The sequence below is a fragment of the Pseudomonas sp. NPDC090201 genome (assembly GCF_044746825.1).
Lineage (GTDB): Bacteria > Pseudomonadota > Gammaproteobacteria > Pseudomonadales > Pseudomonadaceae > Aquipseudomonas > Aquipseudomonas putida_AD.
Genome location: NZ_JBIVCX010000012.1, coordinates 16,815 through 37,203 on the forward strand (window position 1 = coordinate 16,815; position 20,389 = coordinate 37,203).

The following is a 20,389-nucleotide window of genomic DNA, read 5'->3' on the forward strand; positions in this document are numbered from 1 at the left end:
CCGACGCCGGCAAGCCGGACTGCTACGGCCGGGGTTCACTTCGTCACTTCTTTGCCACAGAACCACTCAGGCTCAGGTAATCGAGCAGAATCCGCCCGGTTTCGGCCAGGTACGCGTCGTCTTCCGGCTTGGTCTTGTCGTCGTCCACCGGCAGTGCGTCTTCGTCTTCTTTCTTCAATTCCTTGAGCGGTTCTTCGCCCTTGGCCTTGCGACGCACGTTTTCCATCACCAGCTGTTTGCTTTCGACATCGGCATGCTCGGCGCGACGCTCGGACTCGTTGAGGCTGACCGTCTTCTCGCTCATCAGCTTCTTGGCGAGCGCCAGTTTCTGCTCGACGAACACGAACTCGGCGTCCTTGGCGGAGCGCACGTCGTGACGCGATTGCAGCTGGGCCAGGAACGGCTTGAACGGATCGACCGCAGGCTTGATCGCCGGCTTGATCGTGTCGTAGGCCATCGCCTCGGGCAGGGCGCTCTCACCGATTTCCTTGGTGTCGATGATCGACGGGTAGGCGATGTCCGGCAGTACGCCTTGATGCTGGGTGCTCTGCCCGGAAACCCGGTAGAACTTGGCCAGGGTCAGTTTCAGCTCGCCATGGTTCAGCGGCTGGATGGTCTGCACGGTGCCCTTGCCGAAGGTCTGCCCACCGATGATCAGCGCACGGTGGTAGTCCTGCATGGCGCCGGCGAAAATCTCCGAGGCCGAGGCCGACAGGCGGTTGACCAGCAACGCCATCGGGCCTTTGTAGAACGCGCCGCTGTTTTCGTCTTCCAGCACGTCGACCTTACCGTCGGCATTACGCACCAGCACGGTCGGGCCCTTGTCGATGAACAGACTGGTCAGCTCGGTGGCTTCCTGCAGCGAGCCACCGCCGTTGTTGCGCAGGTCGATGACCACGCCGTCGACTTTCTCGGACTGCAATTCGGTCAGCAGTTTCTTCACGTCGCGCGTGGTGCTCTTGTACTGCGGATCGCCAGCACGGTAGGCCTTGAAGTCCAGGTAGAAGGCCGGGATCTCGATCACGCCCAGCTTGTAGTCCTTGCCGTCCTGGTTCAGGTGCAGCACGGATTTCTTCGCCGCCTGCTCTTCGAGCTTCACGGCTTCGCGGGTGATCGACACGATCTTGGTGGTCTGGTCGTTCGGCGCATTGCTGGCCGGGATGATTTCCAGACGCACCACCGAGCCTTTCGGGCCACGGATCAGCTTGACCACTTCGTCCAGGCGCCAGCCGATCACGTCGACCATTTCCTTGTCGCCCTGGGCCACGCCGATGATCTTGTCGGCGGTCGCCACTTGCTTGGTCTTGGCGGCAGGGCCTGCCGGAACCAGGCGCACGATCTTGACGTTGTCGTTGTCGCTTTGCAGGACGGCACCGATGCCTTCCAGCGACAGGCTCATGTTGATGTCGAAGTTTTCCGCGCTGTCAGGTGACAGGTAGTTGGTATGCGGATCATAGGACATCGCGAAGGTGTTCAGGTACGCCTGGAAGATGTCCTCGCTGCGGGTCTGCCCCAGACGCGCCAACTGGTTCTTGTAGCGCTTGGTCAGGGTTTCCTGGATCTTGGCCGGGTCTTTGCCCGCGATCTTCAGGCGCAGGACTTCATCCTTGACGCGTTTGCGCCACAGGTCGTCCAGTTCGGATTCGTTCTTGGGCCATGGCGCGTCCTTGCGGTCGACCAGCAAGGTTTCCTGAGTGGTCAGGTCGATCTTGTCGACGCCCTTGCTCAGTTGGGCCAGGGCGAAATCCAGACGCGACTTGATGCGGTCCAGATAACGCTTGTAGATGGTGAACCCTGGCTGCAGGTCGCCGCTCTTGAGGAAGTCGTCGAACTGGAAGCGCCATTTGTCGAACTCGGCGATGTCGCTGGCCAGGAAGTAGCTGCGCGACGGATCGAGGAGCTTGAGGTAGCTCTGGTAGATGATTTCGGAGCGCTTGTCGTCCAGCGGCGGCTTGCTGTAGTGGTGGCGCTTGAGCAGCTCCACGACATTCAGGCTGGCGATGACTTCATCGCGATCAGGTTGAAGATTATCCCAGCTGTTGGCTGCGAACGAGCTGGCAGACATGGGCAATGCCGCCAGGCCAATGAGTAATGCAAGGGTGGTGCTGGGTAATAGATGCTTCATGCTGATTCGACGTGGGGACAATTGATAACGCATATTAGGCCGTCTTTAGAGTCGCCGGATGTTTGATTTCCGGTCGCATAATGCAAAAAGCCCGAACGCGCAGAGGCACATCGAGCTCAGTCAATACTCACTATGGAGGCACCGTGAAAGCATTGCAAGGCGTTGAAGGTCACGTGGAATGGGTTCAGGAGCCATCACCGGCACTGGATGTCGGTCAGGTACGCATCAAGGTGTCTGCGGCGGGCCTTAACAGAGCGGATCTGCTGCAACGTGCAGGGCTTTATCCGCCACCGCCCGGGGTCACGCAAATCCTTGGCATGGAGTGTTCCGGGGTGATCGCCGAAGTTGGCTCCGGCACCGCCTGGAACGTCGGAGACCGCGTCTGCGCGCTGGTTGCCGGCGGTGCGATGGCCGAGGAAGTGGTGGTTGACGCACGGCATGTCCTGCCGGTGCCTGAGGGCATGTCGCTGCACGAAGCGGCGGGGATTCCTGAAGTGTACGCCACGGCCTGGCTGAACCTGTTTCAACTGGCGGGTCTGAAGCCCGGTGAAAAAGTTTTGTTGCACGCAGGGGCAAGTGGAGTTGGTTCAGCCGCCATTCAGCTGTGCAAGGCCTTTGGCAGCCCGTGCTGGGTGAGCGTGGGCTCGGCGGACCGTTTGAAATACTGTGAAGAGCTGGGTGCCCAGGGCGGCGTCATTCGTGGCGAGAGCCTGGAGGGGCTGAACGATTTCGCGCCTTTCGACGTGGTGCTCGATCCGGTGGGCGCCAACTATGCGGCACTCAACCTGAAGGTGCTGGGCACTGATGGCCGTCTGGTATTGATCGGTTTGATGGGCGGGCGCAAGGCCGAAATCGATCTGGCGCTGGTATTGGGCAAACGCATCCACTTGCTGGGCTCGACTCTGCGCAGCCGCGACGACCAGTTCAAGGCAGACCTGTTGGCAGACCTTGGGCAGCACGTGTGGCCGCTGTTCAGCGAAGGCCGCCTGAAGCCGCAACTGGCGCGCAGCTTCCCGATCCACGAGGCGGAGGTTGCGTTCGCGGAGTTGGCGAGCAATCAGGTGGCGGGCAAGTTGGTGCTGGTGATTGATGAAACGCTGGTCTGACCGAGGATTGAGACCTGACACAGTCCCGTAGCAGCACGGCTTGCCGGCGGGGGCGTCCTCAAGATCGCCCCCGCCGGCAAGCCGTGCTGCTACGGGTCGGGGTCTCAGCCAGCCCGGCTGTGGCTGAACGGACGCATCGCGAGCAAGCTCACTCCTACAGGTTTGGTGTGTCAGGCGGGGTGGGTGATTATTTCCAGCTATGAATCGGCCACCCGGCTTTTTCGGCCACTTCGCGCAAGGCTTCATCCGGATTCACCACGTGGGGGAAATCCACTTTCTGCAGCAGCGGCAGGTCGTTGCGGGAGTCCGAGTAGAAACTTGCGCCCTCAAGGTTTTCCTCTTCCTGGTCCAGCCATTCCAGCAAACGGGTGATCTTGCCTTCGCGGTAGGTCAGCACGCCTGTGGTCTTGCCGCTGTACACGCCGTGGGAGACCTCCAGATCGATGGCCAGCACTTCGTCAACGCCGATGCGCTCGGCAATTGCCTGCACCAGGTGCACGCCGGAGGCGGAGATGATGAGGATGCGGTCGCCGTTGGCGCGGTGTTCGGCGATGGCCTTGGTGGCGTCGCTGAAAATGATCGGTTCGATGTAGTCCTCGACCCAGGGCCCGACCAGAAACTCCACCTCTTCGGGCGTTCGACCGATGATCGGCTCCAGGCTGAAGGCCATGTAGTCTTCCATGGCCAGTTCGCCTCGGCCGTAGGCCTGCATCAGCTCATGGTCCTTCTTGAGGAACGACTCAGGATCGACCCACCCCAGACGGCCCATCTGCTCGCTCCACAGGCTGGCGCAGTCGCCGTGAATCAGGGTTTCGTCCAGGTCGAAAATTGCTAAAGCCATTACCGCTGTCCTCTATGTTGAGACGTACCTACCCTGTAGGAGCGCGCTTGCCCGCGACGGCGGTGTGTCAGGTTCATCGCCGTGATCGGCCAATCGCCGTCGCGGGCAAGCGCGCTCCTACAGGGGATAGCGTCGATATCAGGCCACTTCGCAGAGTGCCGACGCTTCGATATTCAGGGTGACCCGTTGTCCGTTCGGGTGCAAGTCGGCGGCGGAGCGGTTGAGTACGTCGACCACCAGTTCGACACCGCGAGCCTCGACCCGGTAGCGGATCACGTTGCCCAGCAGACTGTGGCTGCGCACCTGGCCTTCGAGCGAGCCGGTCAGGCTCAGCTGGATGGCTTCGGGGCGGATCGCCACGCGGCTGTTGATCGGGCGCTGCATCAGACGGCTGGCGTCGTCGGCTTCCAGCAGGTTGTAGTTGCCGATGAAACCCGCCGCGAAGGCGTCTGCCGGGGCGGTGTAGAGGGTTTCGGCGTCGCCGCTCTGGACGATCCGGCCCTGGTTCATCAGGAAGATGCGGTCGGACATGGTCAGGGCTTCTTCCTGATCGTGGGTCACGAAAATCGTGGTCAGGCCCAGTTCCTGCTGAATGGCGCGGATCTGCTCGCGCAGGTGCTTGCGAATCCGTGCGTCCAGCGCCGACAGCGGCTCATCGAGCAGCAGCAAGCGAGGGCGAGTGACCAGCGAACGCGCCAGCGCGACACGCTGGCACTGGCCGCCCGACAACTGATGCGGGTAGCGCTTGGCAAATTCGTTCAGCTCGACCAGCTTCAGTACTTCGGCCACGCGCTGCTTCGTTTCGTCGGCGCTGACCTTCTGCATGCGCAGGCCGAACGCGACGTTCTGCTCCACGTTCATGTTGGGAAACAGCGCATAGCTCTGGAACACCATGCCGATGCCGCGTTTCTGCGGCGACATCGGCACGATGTCCTTGCCGTCGAGAAAGATCTTGCCGCGGGTAACCGACGTCAGCCCCGCGATGCAGCGCAGCAGGGTGGATTTTCCGCAGCCGGACGGGCCCAGCAGGGTGACGAATTCGCCCTTGTTGATCACGCAATTGATATCGCTGAAGACTGCTGTGCTGGCGTAGTTCTTTTGCAGGTTTTCGACACTGACGAAGCTCATATCAGTCTTTGTCCTTGTTCAGTCGGTTGGCCGCCCAGGTCAGCAGCAGTACGAAGAAGAAATAGGAGATCACCAGCGCGCTGTTGAAGTGGCCGCTGCTGTTGCGCATGTTGTTGAGGTACACCTGCAGCGTTTCGTAGCGCGTGCCCACCAGCAGGTTGGCGAACACGAACTCGCCGAACAGGAAAGAGAACGACAGCAGCAGGGCGATCATCAGGCCCTTGCGCAGGTTGGGCAGCACCACCAGGAACGCCGCCTGAAAGGTGCTGGCGCCGAGCAGTTGCGCGGCGTCCATCAGGTCCACCAGGTTGATCGCCTGCAGGTTGTTGGTGATGGCCCGGTACATGAACGGCAAGGCAATGGTGAAGTAACAGCCGATCAGGATCCACGGCGTGCCGACCATCGCCAAGGGGCCTGAACCATACAGCTGCAACAGGCCGACCGAGGACACCACCGGCGGCACCGCGAAGGGCAGCAGGATCAGGATGTTCATCAGTGCGTCGAGCTTGGGGAAGTGGTAGTGCACCACGAACAGCAGCGGCAGGATCAGCACCACTGACAGGATCAGTGCGCCCACGCACACCAGCAGCGACTGGCCGAAAGCGATCAGGAAGCGCGGGTCGCTCCACAACGCCAAATACCATTTGTAGGTCAGGCCGCTGGGCAGGATCGTCGCCGACCAACTGGTGGCGATGGAGTAGATGAAGGTGCCCAGCAAGGGCGCCAGCAGGATCAGAAACAGTACGTACACCACCACACGGTGATAGAGCCCGACCGGGCCGCGTTCAGCGCGAGACATGGTAGCTCCTCTTCAACAGCCACTGATGCACCACGGTGACCAGGGTCATCATGCCCACCAGGATCATCGCCAGGGCGCTGGCCATGTTCGGGTCAAGGGTGATGTCACCGGCGACCATGGCGGCGATGCGGATCGGCAACACGTTGAAGTTGCCGGTGGTCAGCGCATAAACCGTCGCGTAGGCACCCAGGGCGTTCGCCAGCAGGATCACGAAGGTGCCCAGCAGGGCAGGGGTCAGCACTGGAATGCCGATGTGCCGCCAGAAATCCCAGTTACTGGCGCCCAGCAGCGAGGCCGACTCGCGCCAGTCATCGCGCAAGGCGTCGAAGGCGGGGTAGAGCAGCAGCACGCCAAGGGGAATCTGGAAGTAGGTGTAGAGGATGATCAGGCCGGTTTTGGAATACAGGTTGAAGTCGTCGATGATCCCGGCCTGCTTTAGGATCAGCGTCAGCGCGCCGTTGAATCCCAGGAGGATGATGAAGGCGAAGGCTAGCGGCACGCCCGAGAAGTTGCTGGTCATGTTGGCGAAGGCGCTGACGAAATCCCGCAGGCGCGACGGCACCTTGTGCAACGAGTAGCTGCCCAGGACGGCGATGACAATACCGATCAGGCTCGACCAGAAACTGATCTCCAGGCTGAATTGCATGGCCTGGCGGTAGAAACGCGAGTTGAAGGCCTTGACGAAGTTGTCCAGGCCCCAGCCGGCATCCGAATGCAGGCTGTTGATCGCAACCCAGGCCAGCGGGGCCAGTTGAAACGCGATGAAGAACAGGACAAAGGGGATCAGGCATAGCAAGGCCAGCCCTTTGCCGCGGCTTTGAGTACTCACTTGAGCAGCGCTCCAGAGACAGGTTTGTCGTGGGCCACGCCCAGCAGCTCGCAGACCGTGCCGCAGATTTCGGTCTGCCGGGGCTGGGCGTCGGGGTCCAGGCTGAAGGCGTCGCCGATGACGAACAGCGGCACTTCGCGTTCCTCCGGCAGGATGCCGTTGTGGGAGCGGTCGTTGTTCATGCCGTGGTCGGCGGTCACCAGTACCTGATAACCGGCGTCAAGCCAGCGTTGCAGGTACTCGGCCAGGATGATGTCCGCCGAGCGCGCGCTGTTGCGGTACTGCGGGGTGTCCAGGCCGTGCTTGTGGCCGGCGTCATCGATGTTCATCGGGTGGATGAACAGAAAATTCGGCGCGTGGGTGGTGCGCAGGTGTTCGGCATCGTCGAACAGGTGCGAATCGGGGTAGTGATCGACGTAGTAGAAGTGACCGTGCTGGATCGGCAGGTCGACGTCGTCGGTGTGACGGTCCCGCGAGGCCACGAAGGGGCTGCGGTTGTACAGCTCGCTGACCCAGTGATAGGCCGCTGCCGCAGTGGTCAGGCCGGCGCTGGCGGCATAGTGAAAGATGCTGCGCTGATTGGACAGGCGCGATACGTGGTTATGCACGATGCCGCTGTCGATGGGCGCGGTGCCAGTGAGGATGCATTCGTACAGGGGGCGGGACAGGGCAGGGAGTTCACATTCCAGCTTGTACAAAGCGGCCCGCCCGGCAGCCCGGTAAGCCAGCAGATGCCCCATCGCATGCTGCGCCACGCTGTAGCTGAGGCCGTCCAGCAGGATCAGGATGACGTTGTGTTTCATGGCCTCTCCAGAGGGATGACGAGACACCGGGGGTCGTAGAAGCGCGCTTGCCCGCGACCGCGTTGTGTCATACACCAAAAATGTTGGTGACACGTCGTCATCGCGGGCAAGCGCGCTCCTACATCTACAGCGCTCTCATTGGGTTAACGATCACTGCATCTCTACGATGACCTGCTCGTTCCACTTCTGAGGCAGGGCCTTGGAGGTTTTTTCCCAGGCGTCGGCGTTCTTGATCGGCTGTGGGTTGGCCTTGACGTACTGCTCGGACGGGATCAGGTTTTTCGCGATGTCTTCCGGCAGTTTCAGGCCGGTTTCGGCGCGGATCGGGCGGGCGTTGCCCTTGGCCAGATTGATCTGACCTTCGTCGCTGAAGATGTACTCGCGGGTCAGCTTCGCAGCGTTCGGGTGCTTGGCGTATTTGTTGATGATGGTGGTGTAGCCCGACTTGACCGAGCCGTCGGACGGAATCAGCACCACGTAGTCATCCGGGTTGGCCATCTTGGCCTTGTAGCTCAGGCCGTTGAAGTCCCAGACGATGCCGACTTCCACTTCGCCTTTTTCCATGGTCTGGATGGTCGGGTTGTTGATGCCCAGGCGCTTCTGCTTGGCCAGTTCAGTGAACAGCTGCAGGCCCGGTTCGATGTTGGTTTCATCGCCCTTCATGGCAATGGCGGCGGCCAGGACACCGTTGGCAGCCTGAGCTGCGGTGCTCACGTCACCGATGGTGACCTTGTATTTGCCGCTTTTCAGGTCAGCCCATTTGGTCGGAACGTCAGAGCCGTGCAGCAGCTTCTTGTTGACGATGAAAGCGATGGTGCCGGTGTAGGCCAGCGCCCAGTGACCGTCCTTGTCCTTGGCCCAGTCCGGAACCTTGTCCCAGGTGGTCGGTTTGTACGGCTGGGTCACGCCTTTGGTCACGGCGATAGGGCCGAAGGCGGCGCCGACGTCACCGATGTCGGCGCTGGCGTTGTCTTTTTCAGCATCGAACTTGGCCACTTCCTGGGCCGAGCTCATGTCGGTGTCCATGTGCACCAGGCCGTACTTGGCGGTGAGGTCGGTCCAGGTGCCTTTCCAGTTCGCCCAATCGTCGGGCATGCCCACACTGTTGATCGCGCCTTCGGTCTTGGCCGCGGCTTCCAGGGTCTTGAGGTCGGTGTCAGCGGCCATGGCCGATGTGCTCAGCGCGATGGCCGAACCCAGGAGTGATGCCAGCAAAAGGTGTTTCATTCGAAGCTCCTTTGGTATTGAACGACGTTACTTCACGACGATTATGTGAAAAGGGGTCGGGGAAGGGCGCCTTGCGATTGGGTTGGTCTAGATCAGCAATACCTGAGCCAAGTTAGGCCAGTCTCATGACACTTTCGTGTCTGGACCGGCATTTCCCGGGGCGACGTGTGGCGCAGGAGTGAGCTGTGGAGTAAGCGTAGACCATGCCCAAGTGCCTGATACGAAAAGGCTAATTTCTTTTTATTGTGTGATTTTTCAAGCGCTTCACGCTGGATTGTCACGTAACAGTCATCTAGTCTGCCTAGGCTCCAAGGCATCCAGAGCGGGCCGTAGAGTTGCAGACCTTGCCCTCCGATAGCGCTGGTCTAGTCCAGATAGGTAACGCAATGCGCCAGGAAATGCCTCGAGCGGTGACCACGATCTGCAATGCCCTGCAGGAGCAGATCGAGCATGGCCTGTTGCCGCCCGGCAGCAAGCTGCCCGCCGAACGCAAGCTCAGTGAAGTATTCGACACCACGCGCATTACATTGCGTGAGGCGTTGGTGCAGCTCGAAGCGCAGGGGCTGATCTATCGCGAGGAACGCCGGGGCTGGTTCATCTCGCCGCCGCGCCTGGCCTATGATTTGATGCGCCGCAGCCACTTTCACGCCATGGTCCAGGCCCAGGGGCGGGTGCCGGCGACCCAGGTGATTTCGGCGCGTCTGCAGCCGGCCTCGGCCGCAATCTGCGAATTGCTGCAGTTGCCTGCGCTTTCCAGCGTGATCCAGATCTGCCGCGTGCGACGTATCGACGAGCGACTGGTGCTGTATGTGGAGCACTACCTGAACCCGGAATTCTTCCCGCAGATTCTCGATTTCGACCTGAACCAGTCACTGACCGAGCTGTACGCCCGGCATTACGACATTCGTTACGGCCAGGTGCGTTTCGAGATGGTGCCCACGGCGCTGCCGGTGGAGGCTGCCGCGGCGTTAAAGGTGTCGATTGGCAGCCCGGGATTGCGCATCGCGCGGGTCAACCACGACCAGCGCGGCCGGCTGATCGACTGCGACCTGGAGTATTGGCGCCATGATGCGATTCATGTGAGTGCAGTCGTAGCCGATGTCTGATGCCGATACTCCTGCGACCACTCCACTTGAAAACGCTCGACCTGATGGCTCTCTACCTGATGAAACTCCAGCTGTGGGAGCGGGCTTGCCCGCGAAAGCGGTGTGTCAGACACCCCCGTGATGTCTGATCGGCCCCTTTCGCGGGCGAGCCCGCTCCCACAGGTCATCAGTGTCGGTCAGTTACCCGTATCGCCCTTCTTGCCGCGCAGGTCGCTCACGCTGCCGCCGCTGGTGCTGACCTGCACGTTCAGGCGCGGGGTGGCCAGGTCCATGCCGGCTTCGTCCATGTAGCGTTTGAGCGACAGGTTGAACGCACGGGAGACCTCCCACTGCTTGATCGGCGCGGTCTTGAAACGGGCCCGCAGGATCGCGTTGCCCGAGTCGAAGCTCTCCACACCCTGAATCTCCAGCGGCGACCAGATGTTGCGCCGTTGCAGCGGGTCGGTGCGCATCTTCTGGCCGACGTCGCGGATCATCTTCAGGGCGTCGTCGATGTTCATGTTCGACGGAATCGCGATGCGGAAGATCGCGTAGCCGAACTCCCGCGAGTAGTTCTGGATGCTCTTGATCTCGCTGAACGGGATGGTGTGCACGATGCCGTCGATGTCGCGCAGGCGCACGGTGCGGATGGTCAGGCCCTCTACCGTGCCCAGGTGCCCGCCGACGTCCACGTAGTCATCGATGGCCAGGGAGTCTTCGATGATGATGAACAGGCCGGTGATCAGGTCCGCCACCAGTGACTGCGCACCGAAACCGATTGCCAGGCCGATCACACCGGCACCGGCCAGCAGTGGCGTAACGTTCATGCCCATGTTCGCCAGTGCCACGATCACCGCGATGATAAAAATGGTCACGAACAGCACGTTGCGGATCAGCGGCATCATGGTCTGGGCGCGGGCGTTGGCCAGGCCTTTGCGCGAGCGCGTCAGGGCGTGGTGAATCCCCGTGTCAGCAAGGATCCACACCAGCCAGGCGAAGATCAGCGTGGTTGCCAGGCCAATGACGCGCACGCTGATGTCGTGGCCGTCGCCCTCGGCGAAGCGGATCAGCGACAGGCCCCAGACCCGCAGGCCCAGTTCGATGAACAGCAGCCACACCAGCAGGTGGGCCACGGTGTAGAAGAAGCTTTTCAGCCGCTCCGAGTACAGCGCGTGGCGCTTGTGGCCGTGGGCCGGTTTTTGCGAGTGGCGACGCACCAGGCCGTTGATGACCATGCACAACACCAGCAGCACCGTGCAGATCAGCGACTGGCGCAGCGCCGTGCTGGTGTCGCCGGCCGAGAAAAAGGTGGCGAACAGCGACACGCCCACCAGCACCAGCGCCGGCAGGAACCAGAAGCTGCCGAGAATTTCGATGGTGTCGCTCAAGGCGCGGCGCTTGAGGCGACGGGCCAGTGGCTGGTTGCGGATCAGGTGGGCAATCGGGCGGCGGAAACGGATGACGAACAAGCCGGTGGACAGCGCGGCCATGACGTTGGCCAGGGTCGCGGCGGTGTGCGCCAGGTGCACGCCCAGGCTTGCGATCAGTCGCGGGTCGCTCAGGGCCTCGCCGAAGGCGGCAAAGCTGCCGATCCACCACAGCGGCCTGAACGCCTGATGCCGCAGGATGTACAACGCCTGATGGCGATGGGGACCATCGAGCAGGGAAAACGCAATGACGCAGATCGCCGAGAACAGTGTGCCGACCACCAGGGCGTAAGCCAGCACCATCGCCAGATCACGGCCCAGTGACGGCGGCAGCGAGTAGCTCAGGTAAACCGTGATGACCAGCGCGATCAGCCAGGGGCCGAGCTTGCGCAGGGCGAACCGCAGCATGTCGGTGGGGCGGGGGTGTTGCGGCAATTCCTCGGACAGGCCGAACCGCACCCGCACCCGGTGGCTGAGCCAGATCAGCGCCGAGGCCAGCAGGCTCCACAGCGCGATGACTACGGCAAAGCTGAAGATGATCGGCCACCATTGATTGGCCGGCAGCATCAGCGTCATCAGTTCCTGCTCGGCCTGCTCCAGCTCGAAGCCCCAGCGGCTCAGCGGGCTGTCATCGCCGGTGAATTGTTTCTCGAACTCCGACAGCGTGCTGCCAATCAGGCCCAGCACGCCTTGTTCGGCATTGGGCTGGGCTTTCTTGGTGGCATCGCGCAGTTTTTTCAGGTCTTCGAGCAATTTGGCCCGTTGGTGGTCGTTTTCCAGCGAAGTGATGACCTCGTCCAGCGACTGGCCCAACGGCTCCTGCGCCTGAGGCTGGGTTTTCTGGCCGCCCAACAGGCTCGGCAGTCCGGCCGCCTGGGACAGGGCGAACGGGAACAGCGCCAGCAGGCAGATCAGAAAAAGACGCGACAGGGCGCTAGAACGGGAAGGGGCAGTCACCGGGCAGTCAACCTTGAATCAGTAGGACCATGTGAGTGTAGATACCGACTGGCCGGCATCGCGCAGTTCAGCATGCGAGGTGATTCGTAGCAGCACGGCTTGCCGGCGGGAGCGGTGTGTCAGGCGGTGCATCTGTCACTGATGCACCGCCCCCGCCGGCAAGCCGTGCTGCTACGGGATCGTGTTATGCCGGTCAGCAAGCTTTCGGCGCTGCGGCTTAGGGCAACTCGGCGCTGGCATAGAACGCGGTGAGCACTTTTACCAGATGCGCCAGATCCTGGCTGCCGGCCAGTTCACGGATCGAGTGCATGGCGAACGTCGGCAGGCCGATATCCACCGTGCGCACGCCCAGATGGCCTGCGGTGATCGGGCCGATGGTCGAACCACAGGCCATGTCGGTGCGCACCACGAAGCTTTGCACCGGCACTTCTTCGGCCATGCACAGGTGACGGAAGAAGCCCGCCGTCTCGCTGTTGGTGGCGTAGCGCTGGTTGGTGTTGACCTTGATGACCGGGCCCGCGTTGAGTTTCGGGCCGTGGTTGCCGTCGTGTTTTTCCGCGTAGTTCGGATGCACGCCGTGGGCGTTGTCGGCGGAGATCAGCAGCGACTTCTGGATGGTGCGCACATAGTCGTCGCCGGGCAGCAGGCGTTGCAGCACCTGTTCCAGCATCGGGCCATCGGCGCCGCAGGCGGAGGTCGAACCGACTTCTTCGTGGTCGGTGCAGATCAACAGGCAGGTTTCATCGCCGTCGGCGTTGAGCAGGGCTTGCAGGCCGGCGAAGCATGACAGCAGGTTGTCCAGCCGGGCGCCTGCGATGAACTCGCCGTTCAGGCCGATGACAGCCGCGCTCTGGGTGTCGTAGAAGCTCAGCTCGTAATCGAGCACCACGTCGGCGTTCAGGCCATGCTCGCGTGCAAGCTGGTCGGTGAGCAGGGCGCGGAAGTCAGCGCGCTCGTCGCCTGCGACCTGGGCCAGGATCGGCGGCAGTTCGTTCTGCGGGTTGATCGGCCAGCCTTCGTTGGCGGTACGGTTCAGGTGGATCGCCAGGTTGGGGATGATCGCGATGGGCAGCTTGAAGTCGATCAACTGGCTTTCGACCTTGCCGTCACGGCGGAAGGTCACGCGGCCGGCCAGCGACAGGTCGCGGTCGAACCACGGCGCGAGCAGGGCGCCGCCGTAGACTTCCACACCCAACTGCCAGAAGCCCTGGCGCTGCAGTTCAGGCTGCGGCTTGACCCGCAGGCACGGGCTGTCAGTGTGGGCGCCGACCAGGCGAATCCCGCCGATCAGCGGAGAAAGACGGCCCAGTTTGAAGGCGACGATGGAAGAGTCGTTGCGGGTGACGTAATAGCGGCCACCGGCTTCGGTGTGCCAGGTATCACGCTCGTCCAGACGCTGATAACCGGCACCTTCCAGGCGCTGCACCAGGCTTGCGGTGGCGTGAAACGGGGTGGGAGAGGCCTTGAGGAAATCGATCAGGCCTTGGTTCAACTCTTCGCGCATAAGTTACTCCAGACAGCAATGGCGGGAGTTTACAGGCCAATCCCGGTGGGGGCGAGAGGGCTGGAAGAAAGGTTGTATCGTTGGGTGGCCTGGCTTGGCTTGGCTTGGGATTGATACGTTGAAGCCCTATCGGGCCTTGTCGCGGGCAAGCGCGCTCCTACATTTGTTGCAACGCGCCATGGCCTGATGGACCGCGTTGTTAGCCTCGGTCTGTCAGAATACGGCACGTTGCAAAAGATGTAGGAGCGCGCTTGCCCGCGACAAGGCCCGAAAGGGCATCAGAGTAACCATTCCAACCCCTCAAAACGGCGCAGGGCACTCAAACCGCAGGCGTTCTTTTGTTACGGGATGCGTAAACGTCAGCATGCTTGCATGCAGGCACAGCCTTGGATATGCCGCCAGCGCCTCCGGATGCGCGTACAGGCCATCTCCCAGCAGAGGGTGCCCGATGGACAGCATGTGCACGCGCAACTGGTGCGAACGGCCGGTGATCGGCGTCAGTTCGACCCGACAGTGCGTGTCGTGGCGCTCCAGCACCTTCCAGAACGTCAGCGCATGCTTGCCGAACTCGTGATCGACCACGTGCCGCGGTTTGGTCGGCGGGTCGTAGCGCAACGGCAGGTCGATGCTGCCGCTGTCCAGTGTCGGCTGTCCCCAGGCCAGCGCGGTGTAGGCCTTTTCGGTTTCCCGGTCATGAAACTGGCGGGAAAGCTCGCGGTGCGCATCGGCGTTGCGCGCCAGCAGGATGATCCCCGACGTCTCCCAGTCCAGACGATGCACGATCAGCGCATCGGGATAGCCGTTTTCCTGGAGGCGCGTGATCAGGCAGTCCTTGTTGTCGTCGGCGCGGCCAGGCACCGAGAGCAGCAGGGTGGGTTTGTTCACCACCAGAACGGCGTCGTCCTGGTGGAGAATGTGAACATTGGACAGCGGCATCTACAAACACACCTCGTAAAACGCCAACGGCGGCTCGCCCGCCCGGGCCCCGCGAAGGGCCTGGACAAGCGAGCCGCCGTGGCGACGCTTCTTGAATCAACGATCAGGCAATGTGATGTTGAGTTCCAGAATCGAATAGCTGCCCTCGTTATCCAGGGCAACCTGCACTTTATCGTCCTCGATCTGGACGTATTTACGGATTACTTCGACCAGCTCCTTCTGCAGGGCAGGCAGGTAATCCGGGGTACTGCGTTGGCCGCGTTCATGCGCCACGATGATCTGTAGACGCTCTTTCGCGACCGACGCGGTACTTTGCTTTTTGTTGGCACGAAAGAAGTCAAAAATGTTCATTAATTACCCCCGAACAGGCGTTCGAAAAATCCTTTTTTCTGTACGTCCAGGAAGCGGTGCTCACGGTCTTTGCCCAGCAGGCGGTCGACGGCATCGCTGTACGCCTGACCGGCGTCGCTCTGGTCGTCGAGGATAACCGGCACGCCCTGGTTGGATGCCTTGAGCACCGCCTGGGATTCTGGAATCACACCCAGCAGGGTCACGGCCAGGATTTCCTTGACGTCTTCCACGCCCAGCATTTCGCCCTTGCTCACGCGCTCAGGGTTGTAGCGGGTCAGCAGCAGGTGTTCCTTGATCGGGTCTTCGTTGCGCTCGGCGCGACGGGATTTGCTGGCCAGCAGGCCCAGCATCCGGTCCGAGTCACGAACCGACGAGACTTCAGGGTTGGTCACCACGATCGCTTCGTCAGCGAAGTACATCGCCAGGTGAGCGCCCGTTTCGATACCGGCAGGGGAGTCGCAGACGATGTACTCGAAGGATTCCTTGAGTTCCATCAGGACCTTTTCCACGCCGTCCTTGGTCAGCGCTTCCTTGTCACGGGTCTGGCTGGCGGCCAGGACGTACAGGCCTTCGATCTTCTTGTCCTTGATCAGGGCCTGTTGCAGGTTGGCTTCGCCGTTGACCACGTTGACGAAGTCGTACACCACGCGACGCTCGCAACCCATGATGAGGTCCAGGTTACGCAGGCCGACGTCGAAGTCGACGATGACTGTCTTGTGGCCGCGCAGAGCGAGGCCGGTACCGATAGCGGCGCTGGTGGTGGTCTTGCCCACACCACCCTTGCCGGATGTAACCACGAGAATCTTGGCCAAGGTGTTTCACCCCTAGAGGAAAAAGGACAATGAGTCCCTGAAGAGCCCCGCCCGATGTCGCCGCGAACAAGCAAAGTTGGAAACGTTGAGCCGGTTAAAGCTTCCCTGATCGAGAAAACTGCTGGTTTCCCGAATTTTCCGTGTCCTTTGCCTCGAATTCACTACGTATCAGCGTTGCTTGGAAAATGGCGCAGTATCCGTTAAAGACGGGTGATGTTCAACACATCCCCGGACAGACTGACCTGTACCCCGGCTCCCCAGAGAGGATCGCGGCGCAAGTCTTCGGAAACCTTGTACTGGCCTGCGATGGAGATCAATTCGGCGGCCATTTGCTGGCAGAAAATCCGCGCTTTGGTGTCGCCTTTGATCCCCGCCAGGGCCCGACCCCGCATGGGGCCGTAAACATGGATGTTGCCATCGGCCAGAAGTTCCGCACCGGGACTGACCGAGGAAACCACCACCAGGTCCGAACCTTGCGCGTAAATCTGCTGGCCGCCGCGCACGGGGGCCGTGATTATCTTGGTCGGCTTGATCTGCGGCTCGGGCGGTTTTTCGATCACTTCGGGCTTTTTCTTCACCTCGCCTTCCGTCGGATCGAGGGGCCGTTCACGCGCACCCGATGGTGGCAATACAGGCAGGTCGATGGCGATGGCGGCGGCGATGTCTTCGATGCGGTTGGCGCGGATGGCCAGGGTCCGCAGGCCGTGCTGGCGACAGATGCGCATCATGCCCGGCAGATCCACCGCGCCTTCGTTGGGCGGCAGCTTGTCCAGCGCCAGCACCAGCGGGGTGTTGCTGAAGAAATTCGGCGCCTGGGCGACTTTGGCCGCCAGTTGACGATCCAGCGCTTCGAGGTTGTTGCGGCCCAGTTCCAGCACGGTGATGGCCAGCATGCTGCCCTTCAGCTGGAACACGGGATCCTTGTCTTGCAATTCGATTTGGCTCATGTCGGCATACAGCGGCTTGTCGCTAAAAGTGCCGAGACTTATAACGAGAACGCCCGCCAGCCGCAAGGGAGGCGCAGTGCCCGCGTTGGCGACGAGAGGCCACCGGGAGGGTCGATACGATGTAGAATGCCCGCCTTTGTCCCGATGGAAGCTGTAATGGATCACCCGCGTTTTCAAGCCCGTTTTCTTCATCCGCGCTACTGGCCGCTGTGGCTGGGGCTGGGTTTGCTCTGGCTGATCGTGCAGTTGCCGTTCCGTGCGCTGGTGGCAATCGGTCGCACGTTGGGCGCGATCATGTATTACTTCGCCACCGACCGCCGGATCATCGCCAAGCGCAACCTGGAACTGTGTTTCCCGCAGTACTCCAAGGCCGAGCGCAAGCGCCTGCTCAAGGAAAACTTCGCCTCCACCGGCGTTGCGTTCTTCGAGATGGCCATGAGCTGGTGGTGGAGCCGTGAGCGTCTGGCCAGGCTTGCCCACATCGAGGGTCTGGAGCATTTGCAAAAAGCCCAGGCCGAAGGGCAGGGCGTGATCCTGATGGCGCTGCACTTCACCACCCTCGAGATCGGCGCGGCCCTCCTCGGTCAGCAGCACACCATTGACGGCATGTACCGCGAGCACAAGAACGCGCTGTTCGACTTCGTTCAGCGCCGTGGCCGCGAGCGGCACAACCTGGATTCGATCGCCGTGGAGCGCGAGGACGTGCGCGGCATGATCAAGCAACTGCGCAAGGGCCGCGCCATCTGGTACGCGCCCGACCAGGACTATGGCGCCAAGCAGAGCATTTTCGTGCCGCTGTTCGGTATCCAGGCAGCGACCGTGCCTGCCACCAGCAAGTTCGCAAGCTTGGGCCGCGCCATCGTGGTGCCGTTCACCCAGCGCCGTCTGGACGACGGCAGCGGCTACCAACTGGTCTTGCACCCGCCGCTCACCGACTTCCCCGGCGAAAGCGACGAGGCCGACTGCATCCGTATCAACCAGTGGGTGGAACGTGCGGTCACCGAGTGCCCCGAGCAATACCTGTGGGCGCACCGGCGCTTCAAGAGCCGACCGCCGGGCGAGCCGAAACTCTATAAAAAGCGTGGCTGACACCGGGAGCCGAGGCTTCATGACCACAAGCGCAATAGAACAACAAGCAGTCAATAGCGCGTCACAGGCACCGGTGGGCATCGAACCGGTCACAGGATTAATTCTCTCGGGAGGCGGTGCCCGCGCCGCCTATCAGGTCGGGGTGCTGGCGGGTATTGCGGACCTGTTGCCAATCGGTGCGAAAAACCCGTTCCCGGTGATCGTCGGCACGTCCGCCGGCGCCATCAACGCGGTGAAGCTGGCCAGCGGCGCCGCAGAATTCCGTACTGCCATTCATGAACTGACGCTGTTCTGGCAGAGCTTTCGCAGCCATCAGGTGCTGCGCAGCGACTGGGCCGGAGTGATTCGCCAGGCGGCCCGGTTCTTCGGTCGCAGCCTGCTCGGCATTGGCCGCAAACAAGTGCCGGTGGCGCTGCTCAACAGCTCGCCCCTGCGTGATTTGCTGACCGAGCGTCTGGACCTGGCAGGCATCGATCAGGCCATCGATGGCCAGCACCTGCGGGCCGTGGCGATCACCGCATTCGGTTATGAATCGGGGCAGGCGGTCACTTTCTACCAGGGGCGGGGCACCATCGATTCCTGGCTGCGGCATCGGCGCATCGGTTTGCCGACCCGGCTGACGGTGGATCACCTGCTGGCAAGCTCGGCGATCCCGCTGTTGTTCGCGCCGGTCAAACTCGAGCATGAATACTTCGGCGATGGCGCGGTGCGTCAGTCGGCGCCGATCAGCCCGGCGCTGCACCTGGGGGCCAATCGGGTGCTGGTGGTGGGCGTCAGCGGCAACCCCCGGGGCCTGGGCGCCAACGTGCCGGTGCAGCGGACGGTCAGTGGCGCGCAGCCGAGCCTGGCGCAGATTGGCGGGCACATGCTCAACAGCACCTTCATTGACAGCCTGGAAAGCGATATCGAACTGCTGGAGCGACTCAACCTGCTCAGCCGCATGATGCCGGTAACGCCTGAGCCGTCGCCGCAGGTGTCCGAACAGCCAACGCCTGCGCAATCCCTGGCGCCGGTGGAGGTGCTGGTGATTTCCCCCAGCCAGCCCATCGATGAAATCGCCGCGCGCCACCGTCGTGAACTGCCACCGGCTTTGCGCACGTTCCTGCGTGGGCCGGGCGCGACCAAGACCAGCGGGGCGGGGGTGCTGAGTTATCTGCTGTTCGAGTCGGGGTATTGCAGCGAGCTGATCGAACTGGGCCGCCGCGATGCGCTGGCCCAGAAGGAGCAGTTGATGAGGTTTTTGCAGTTGGAATGATGCGGTTGCCTTTGTAGGAGCGCGCTTGCCCGCGACGACGGCCTGTCAGCCACCATTTGTGGAGCAGACAGATCGCGTCGCGGGCAAGCGCGCTCCTACAGGTTGAGGTGGTCCAGGACTACGCAGTCAACTTGTCATCGCGAAAATCGCGCAGCGCCTGTTCGATCTCTTCGCGGCTGTTCATCACGAACGGGCCGTATTGCACGATCGGCTCGCCCAGTGGCTTGCCGGCGATCAACAGCACCTTGGCGCCGGTTGCGGTGCTCAGTTGCAGCTCGCCGCTTTCCGACAGCCTTGCCAGACGGCTCTTGCCGAGTTTCTGCGGCTGGCCTGCGATCTCGATCTCGCCTTCGTACACGTACAGCAGCACGCGATGACCTTCAGGCACGATCGGGCTGATGTTTTTGCCTGCCGGGATGTGCAAGTCGAAATACTGCGGCTCGGTGTCAGGGCGCTGCACCACGCCGGCCTGCTGCACCTGGCCGTCGTCGAACTGGCCGGCGATCACCACCACCTCGACGCCGTCCGGCGTGGTAATCCTGGGGATGCGCTCGGGCTGGATGTCGTCGTAGCCGGCGTCGCCCATCTTCGACTTGCCCGGCAGGTTCAGCCACAGCTGGAAGCCGCGCATCACGCCTTCTTCCTGCTCGGGCATTTCGCTGTGGATCACGCCGCGCGCTGCGGTCATCCACTGCACGCCGCCCCCCTGCAACAGGCCCACGTTGCCCATGTGGTCTTCGTGGCGCATGCGGCCTTCGAGCATGTAGGTCACGGTTTCGAAACCGCGATGGGGGTGTGGCGGGAAGCCCGCGATGTAGTCGTCGGGTTTGTCGGAGCCGAATTCGTCGAGCATCAGGAACGGGTCGAACGCCTCGACGCCGGGGCCGCCGAACACGCGGGTCAGCTTGACGCCAGCACCGTCCGAGGTCGGTTGACCGGCCTGGATCGACAGCACTTTGCGTAATTGAGTCATGGGGCTCACTCCGGAACAGGTGGGAATGGCGCCTATGGTATGCGGGTTGAAGCGATGAATGGGTGACGTTTTTGCGGGGTATTTATCAGGAATATAGATGGTTTACGCCTGTAGGAGCGGGGGGGGGGGGGGGGGGGGGGTGTTTTTTTTTATAAAATAAGGGAGAAAAAAAACAACCACCCCCCGCCCCCCCCC

The 20,389-nt window shown here is 61.9% G+C and carries 18 protein-coding genes; 4 read left to right on the plus strand and 14 right to left on the minus strand.

Annotation, left to right across the window (positions count from 1 at the left end; genetic code table 11):
- Positions 1 to 43: 43 nt before the first annotated feature.
- Positions 44 to 2,125 (minus strand): carboxy terminal-processing peptidase, encoded by a 2,082-nt coding sequence (locus ACIPOO_RS22855; RefSeq protein WP_274136498.1) that lies wholly within the window; start codon positions 2,123 to 2,125, stop codon positions 44 to 46.
- A 143-nt stretch (positions 2,126 to 2,268) separates the two neighbouring features.
- On the opposite strand from ACIPOO_RS22855, the gene ACIPOO_RS22860 reads away from it, so the two are divergent.
- Entirely contained in the window at positions 2,269 to 3,231 is a 963-nt protein-coding gene (locus ACIPOO_RS22860; RefSeq protein WP_400610015.1) for an NAD(P)H-quinone oxidoreductase, read from the plus strand.
- Positions 3,232 to 3,418: 187 nt separating this feature from the next.
- Here ACIPOO_RS22860 and ACIPOO_RS22865 read toward each other — a convergent pair whose 3' ends face one another.
- The 6 genes from ACIPOO_RS22865 to ACIPOO_RS22890 form a co-directional block, all read right to left on the minus strand.
- Entirely contained in the window at positions 3,419 to 4,072 is a 654-nt protein-coding gene (locus ACIPOO_RS22865) for an HAD family hydrolase (RefSeq protein ID WP_400610016.1), read from the minus strand.
- Positions 4,073 to 4,210: 138 nt separating this feature from the next.
- Positions 4,211 to 5,200 (minus strand): ABC transporter ATP-binding protein, encoded by a 990-nt coding sequence (locus ACIPOO_RS22870; protein ID WP_400610018.1) that lies wholly within the window; start codon positions 5,198 to 5,200, stop codon positions 4,211 to 4,213.
- A gap of 1 nt (position 5,201) precedes the next feature.
- On the minus strand, positions 5,202 to 5,999 hold the full coding sequence (locus ACIPOO_RS22875) for an ABC transporter permease (RefSeq protein ID WP_274135755.1): 798 nt from the start codon (positions 5,997 to 5,999) through the stop codon (positions 5,202 to 5,204).
- Positions 5,986 to 6,828: an ABC transporter permease subunit gene (locus tag ACIPOO_RS22880; protein ID WP_274135756.1), complete on the minus strand. Its 843-nt coding sequence runs from the start codon at positions 6,826 to 6,828 to the stop codon at positions 5,986 to 5,988. The genes ACIPOO_RS22875 and ACIPOO_RS22880 overlap by 14 nt, the downstream gene beginning before the upstream one ends.
- Positions 6,825 to 7,631, minus strand: coding sequence for an alkaline phosphatase family protein (locus ACIPOO_RS22885; RefSeq protein ID WP_274135757.1), 807 nt, complete (start codon positions 7,629 to 7,631; stop codon positions 6,825 to 6,827). The genes ACIPOO_RS22880 and ACIPOO_RS22885 overlap by 4 nt, the downstream gene beginning before the upstream one ends.
- Positions 7,632 to 7,781: 150 nt before the next feature.
- Positions 7,782 to 8,858, minus strand: coding sequence for an ABC transporter substrate-binding protein (locus ACIPOO_RS22890; RefSeq protein ID WP_400610020.1), 1,077 nt, complete (start codon positions 8,856 to 8,858; stop codon positions 7,782 to 7,784).
- Positions 8,859 to 9,244: 386 nt separating this feature from the next.
- On the opposite strand from ACIPOO_RS22890, the gene phnR reads away from it, so the two are divergent.
- Entirely contained in the window at positions 9,245 to 9,964 is a 720-nt protein-coding gene (gene phnR / locus ACIPOO_RS22895) for a phosphonate utilization transcriptional regulator PhnR (protein ID WP_400610022.1), read from the plus strand.
- 176 nt (positions 9,965 to 10,140) lie between these two features.
- Here the strand turns inward: phnR and ACIPOO_RS22900 are convergent, their stop codons facing one another.
- The 6 genes from ACIPOO_RS22900 to minC all read right to left on the minus strand — a co-directional run bounded on the left by ACIPOO_RS22900 (position 10,141) and on the right by minC (position 16,877).
- Positions 10,141 to 12,327, minus strand: coding sequence for a mechanosensitive ion channel family protein (locus tag ACIPOO_RS22900; RefSeq protein WP_400610024.1), 2,187 nt, complete (start codon positions 12,325 to 12,327; stop codon positions 10,141 to 10,143).
- A 217-nt stretch (positions 12,328 to 12,544) separates the two neighbouring features.
- Positions 12,545 to 13,831 carry a M18 family aminopeptidase gene (locus ACIPOO_RS22905; protein ID WP_274135761.1) on the minus strand — a complete coding sequence of 429 codons (1,287 nt, stop codon included), beginning with the start codon at positions 13,829 to 13,831 and terminating at the stop codon, positions 12,545 to 12,547.
- Positions 13,832 to 14,131: 300 nt separating this feature from the next.
- Positions 14,132 to 14,767, minus strand: a complete 636-nt coding sequence (locus ACIPOO_RS22910; protein ID WP_400610027.1) for an RluA family pseudouridine synthase — start codon at positions 14,765 to 14,767, stop codon at positions 14,132 to 14,134.
- A gap of 96 nt (positions 14,768 to 14,863) precedes the next feature.
- Positions 14,864 to 15,118: a cell division topological specificity factor MinE gene (gene minE / locus ACIPOO_RS22915; protein ID WP_274135763.1), complete on the minus strand. Its 255-nt coding sequence runs from the start codon at positions 15,116 to 15,118 to the stop codon at positions 14,864 to 14,866.
- The gene (minD, locus tag ACIPOO_RS22920; protein ID WP_081565987.1) at positions 15,118 to 15,930 is read right to left on the minus strand and encodes a septum site-determining protein MinD; all 813 of its coding nucleotides are present in this window, start codon (positions 15,928 to 15,930) and stop codon (positions 15,118 to 15,120) included. Before minD ends, minE begins: the two co-directional genes overlap by 1 nt.
- A 200-nt stretch (positions 15,931 to 16,130) precedes the next feature.
- A complete protein-coding gene (minC, locus tag ACIPOO_RS22925) occupies positions 16,131 to 16,877 on the minus strand; it encodes a septum site-determining protein MinC (RefSeq protein WP_274135765.1) in 747 nt (248 codons plus the stop codon).
- Positions 16,878 to 17,033: 156 nt separating this feature from the next.
- Here minC and ACIPOO_RS22930 point away from each other — a divergent pair, with 156 nt between their 5' ends.
- Together ACIPOO_RS22930 and ACIPOO_RS22935 are read left to right on the plus strand one after the other, a co-directional pair.
- Entirely contained in the window at positions 17,034 to 17,966 is a 933-nt protein-coding gene (locus ACIPOO_RS22930) for a lipid A biosynthesis lauroyl acyltransferase (protein ID WP_400610030.1), read from the plus strand.
- A 19-nt stretch (positions 17,967 to 17,985) separates the two neighbouring features.
- Positions 17,986 to 19,221 carry a patatin-like phospholipase family protein gene (locus tag ACIPOO_RS22935; RefSeq protein WP_400610032.1) on the plus strand — a complete coding sequence of 412 codons (1,236 nt, stop codon included), beginning with the start codon at positions 17,986 to 17,988 and terminating at the stop codon, positions 19,219 to 19,221.
- A 118-nt stretch (positions 19,222 to 19,339) separates the two neighbouring features.
- On the opposite strand, the gene ACIPOO_RS22940 is transcribed toward ACIPOO_RS22935, so the two are convergent.
- Positions 19,340 to 20,194 carry a pirin family protein gene (locus tag ACIPOO_RS22940; RefSeq protein WP_274135768.1) on the minus strand — a complete coding sequence of 285 codons (855 nt, stop codon included), beginning with the start codon at positions 20,192 to 20,194 and terminating at the stop codon, positions 19,340 to 19,342.
- Positions 20,195 to 20,389 lie beyond the last annotated feature (195 nt).

What these genes read in the sequence shown, in the direction of transcription:
- ACIPOO_RS22940 (WP_274135768.1), bottom strand. Translation starts at nt 20,194, where the DNA reads ATGACTCAATTACGCAAAGTGCTGTCGATCCAGGCCGGTCAACCGACC.
- phnR (WP_400610022.1), top strand. Translation starts at nt 9,245, where the DNA reads ATGCGCCAGGAAATGCCTCGAGCGGTGACCACGATCTGCAATGCCCTG.
- ACIPOO_RS22910 (WP_400610027.1), bottom strand. Translation starts at nt 14,767, where the DNA reads ATGCCGCTGTCCAATGTTCACATTCTCCACCAGGACGACGCCGTTCTG.
- ACIPOO_RS22935 (WP_400610032.1), top strand. Translation starts at nt 17,986, where the DNA reads ATGACCACAAGCGCAATAGAACAACAAGCAGTCAATAGCGCGTCACAG.
- ACIPOO_RS22855 (WP_274136498.1), bottom strand. Translation starts at nt 2,125, where the DNA reads ATGAAGCATCTATTACCCAGCACCACCCTTGCATTACTCATTGGCCTG.
- minC (WP_274135765.1), bottom strand. Translation starts at nt 16,877, where the DNA reads ATGAGCCAAATCGAATTGCAAGACAAGGATCCCGTGTTCCAGCTGAAG.
- ACIPOO_RS22870 (WP_400610018.1), bottom strand. Translation starts at nt 5,200, where the DNA reads ATGAGCTTCGTCAGTGTCGAAAACCTGCAAAAGAACTACGCCAGCACA.
- minE (WP_274135763.1), bottom strand. Translation starts at nt 15,118, where the DNA reads ATGAACATTTTTGACTTCTTTCGTGCCAACAAAAAGCAAAGTACCGCG.
- ACIPOO_RS22865 (WP_400610016.1), bottom strand. Translation starts at nt 4,072, where the DNA reads ATGGCTTTAGCAATTTTCGACCTGGACGAAACCCTGATTCACGGCGAC.
- ACIPOO_RS22875 (WP_274135755.1), bottom strand. Translation starts at nt 5,999, where the DNA reads ATGTCTCGCGCTGAACGCGGCCCGGTCGGGCTCTATCACCGTGTGGTG.
- ACIPOO_RS22890 (WP_400610020.1), bottom strand. Translation starts at nt 8,858, where the DNA reads ATGAAACACCTTTTGCTGGCATCACTCCTGGGTTCGGCCATCGCGCTG.
- ACIPOO_RS22905 (WP_274135761.1), bottom strand. Translation starts at nt 13,831, where the DNA reads ATGCGCGAAGAGTTGAACCAAGGCCTGATCGATTTCCTCAAGGCCTCT.
- ACIPOO_RS22930 (WP_400610030.1), top strand. Translation starts at nt 17,034, where the DNA reads ATGGATCACCCGCGTTTTCAAGCCCGTTTTCTTCATCCGCGCTACTGG.
- ACIPOO_RS22885 (WP_274135757.1), bottom strand. Translation starts at nt 7,631, where the DNA reads ATGAAACACAACGTCATCCTGATCCTGCTGGACGGCCTCAGCTACAGC.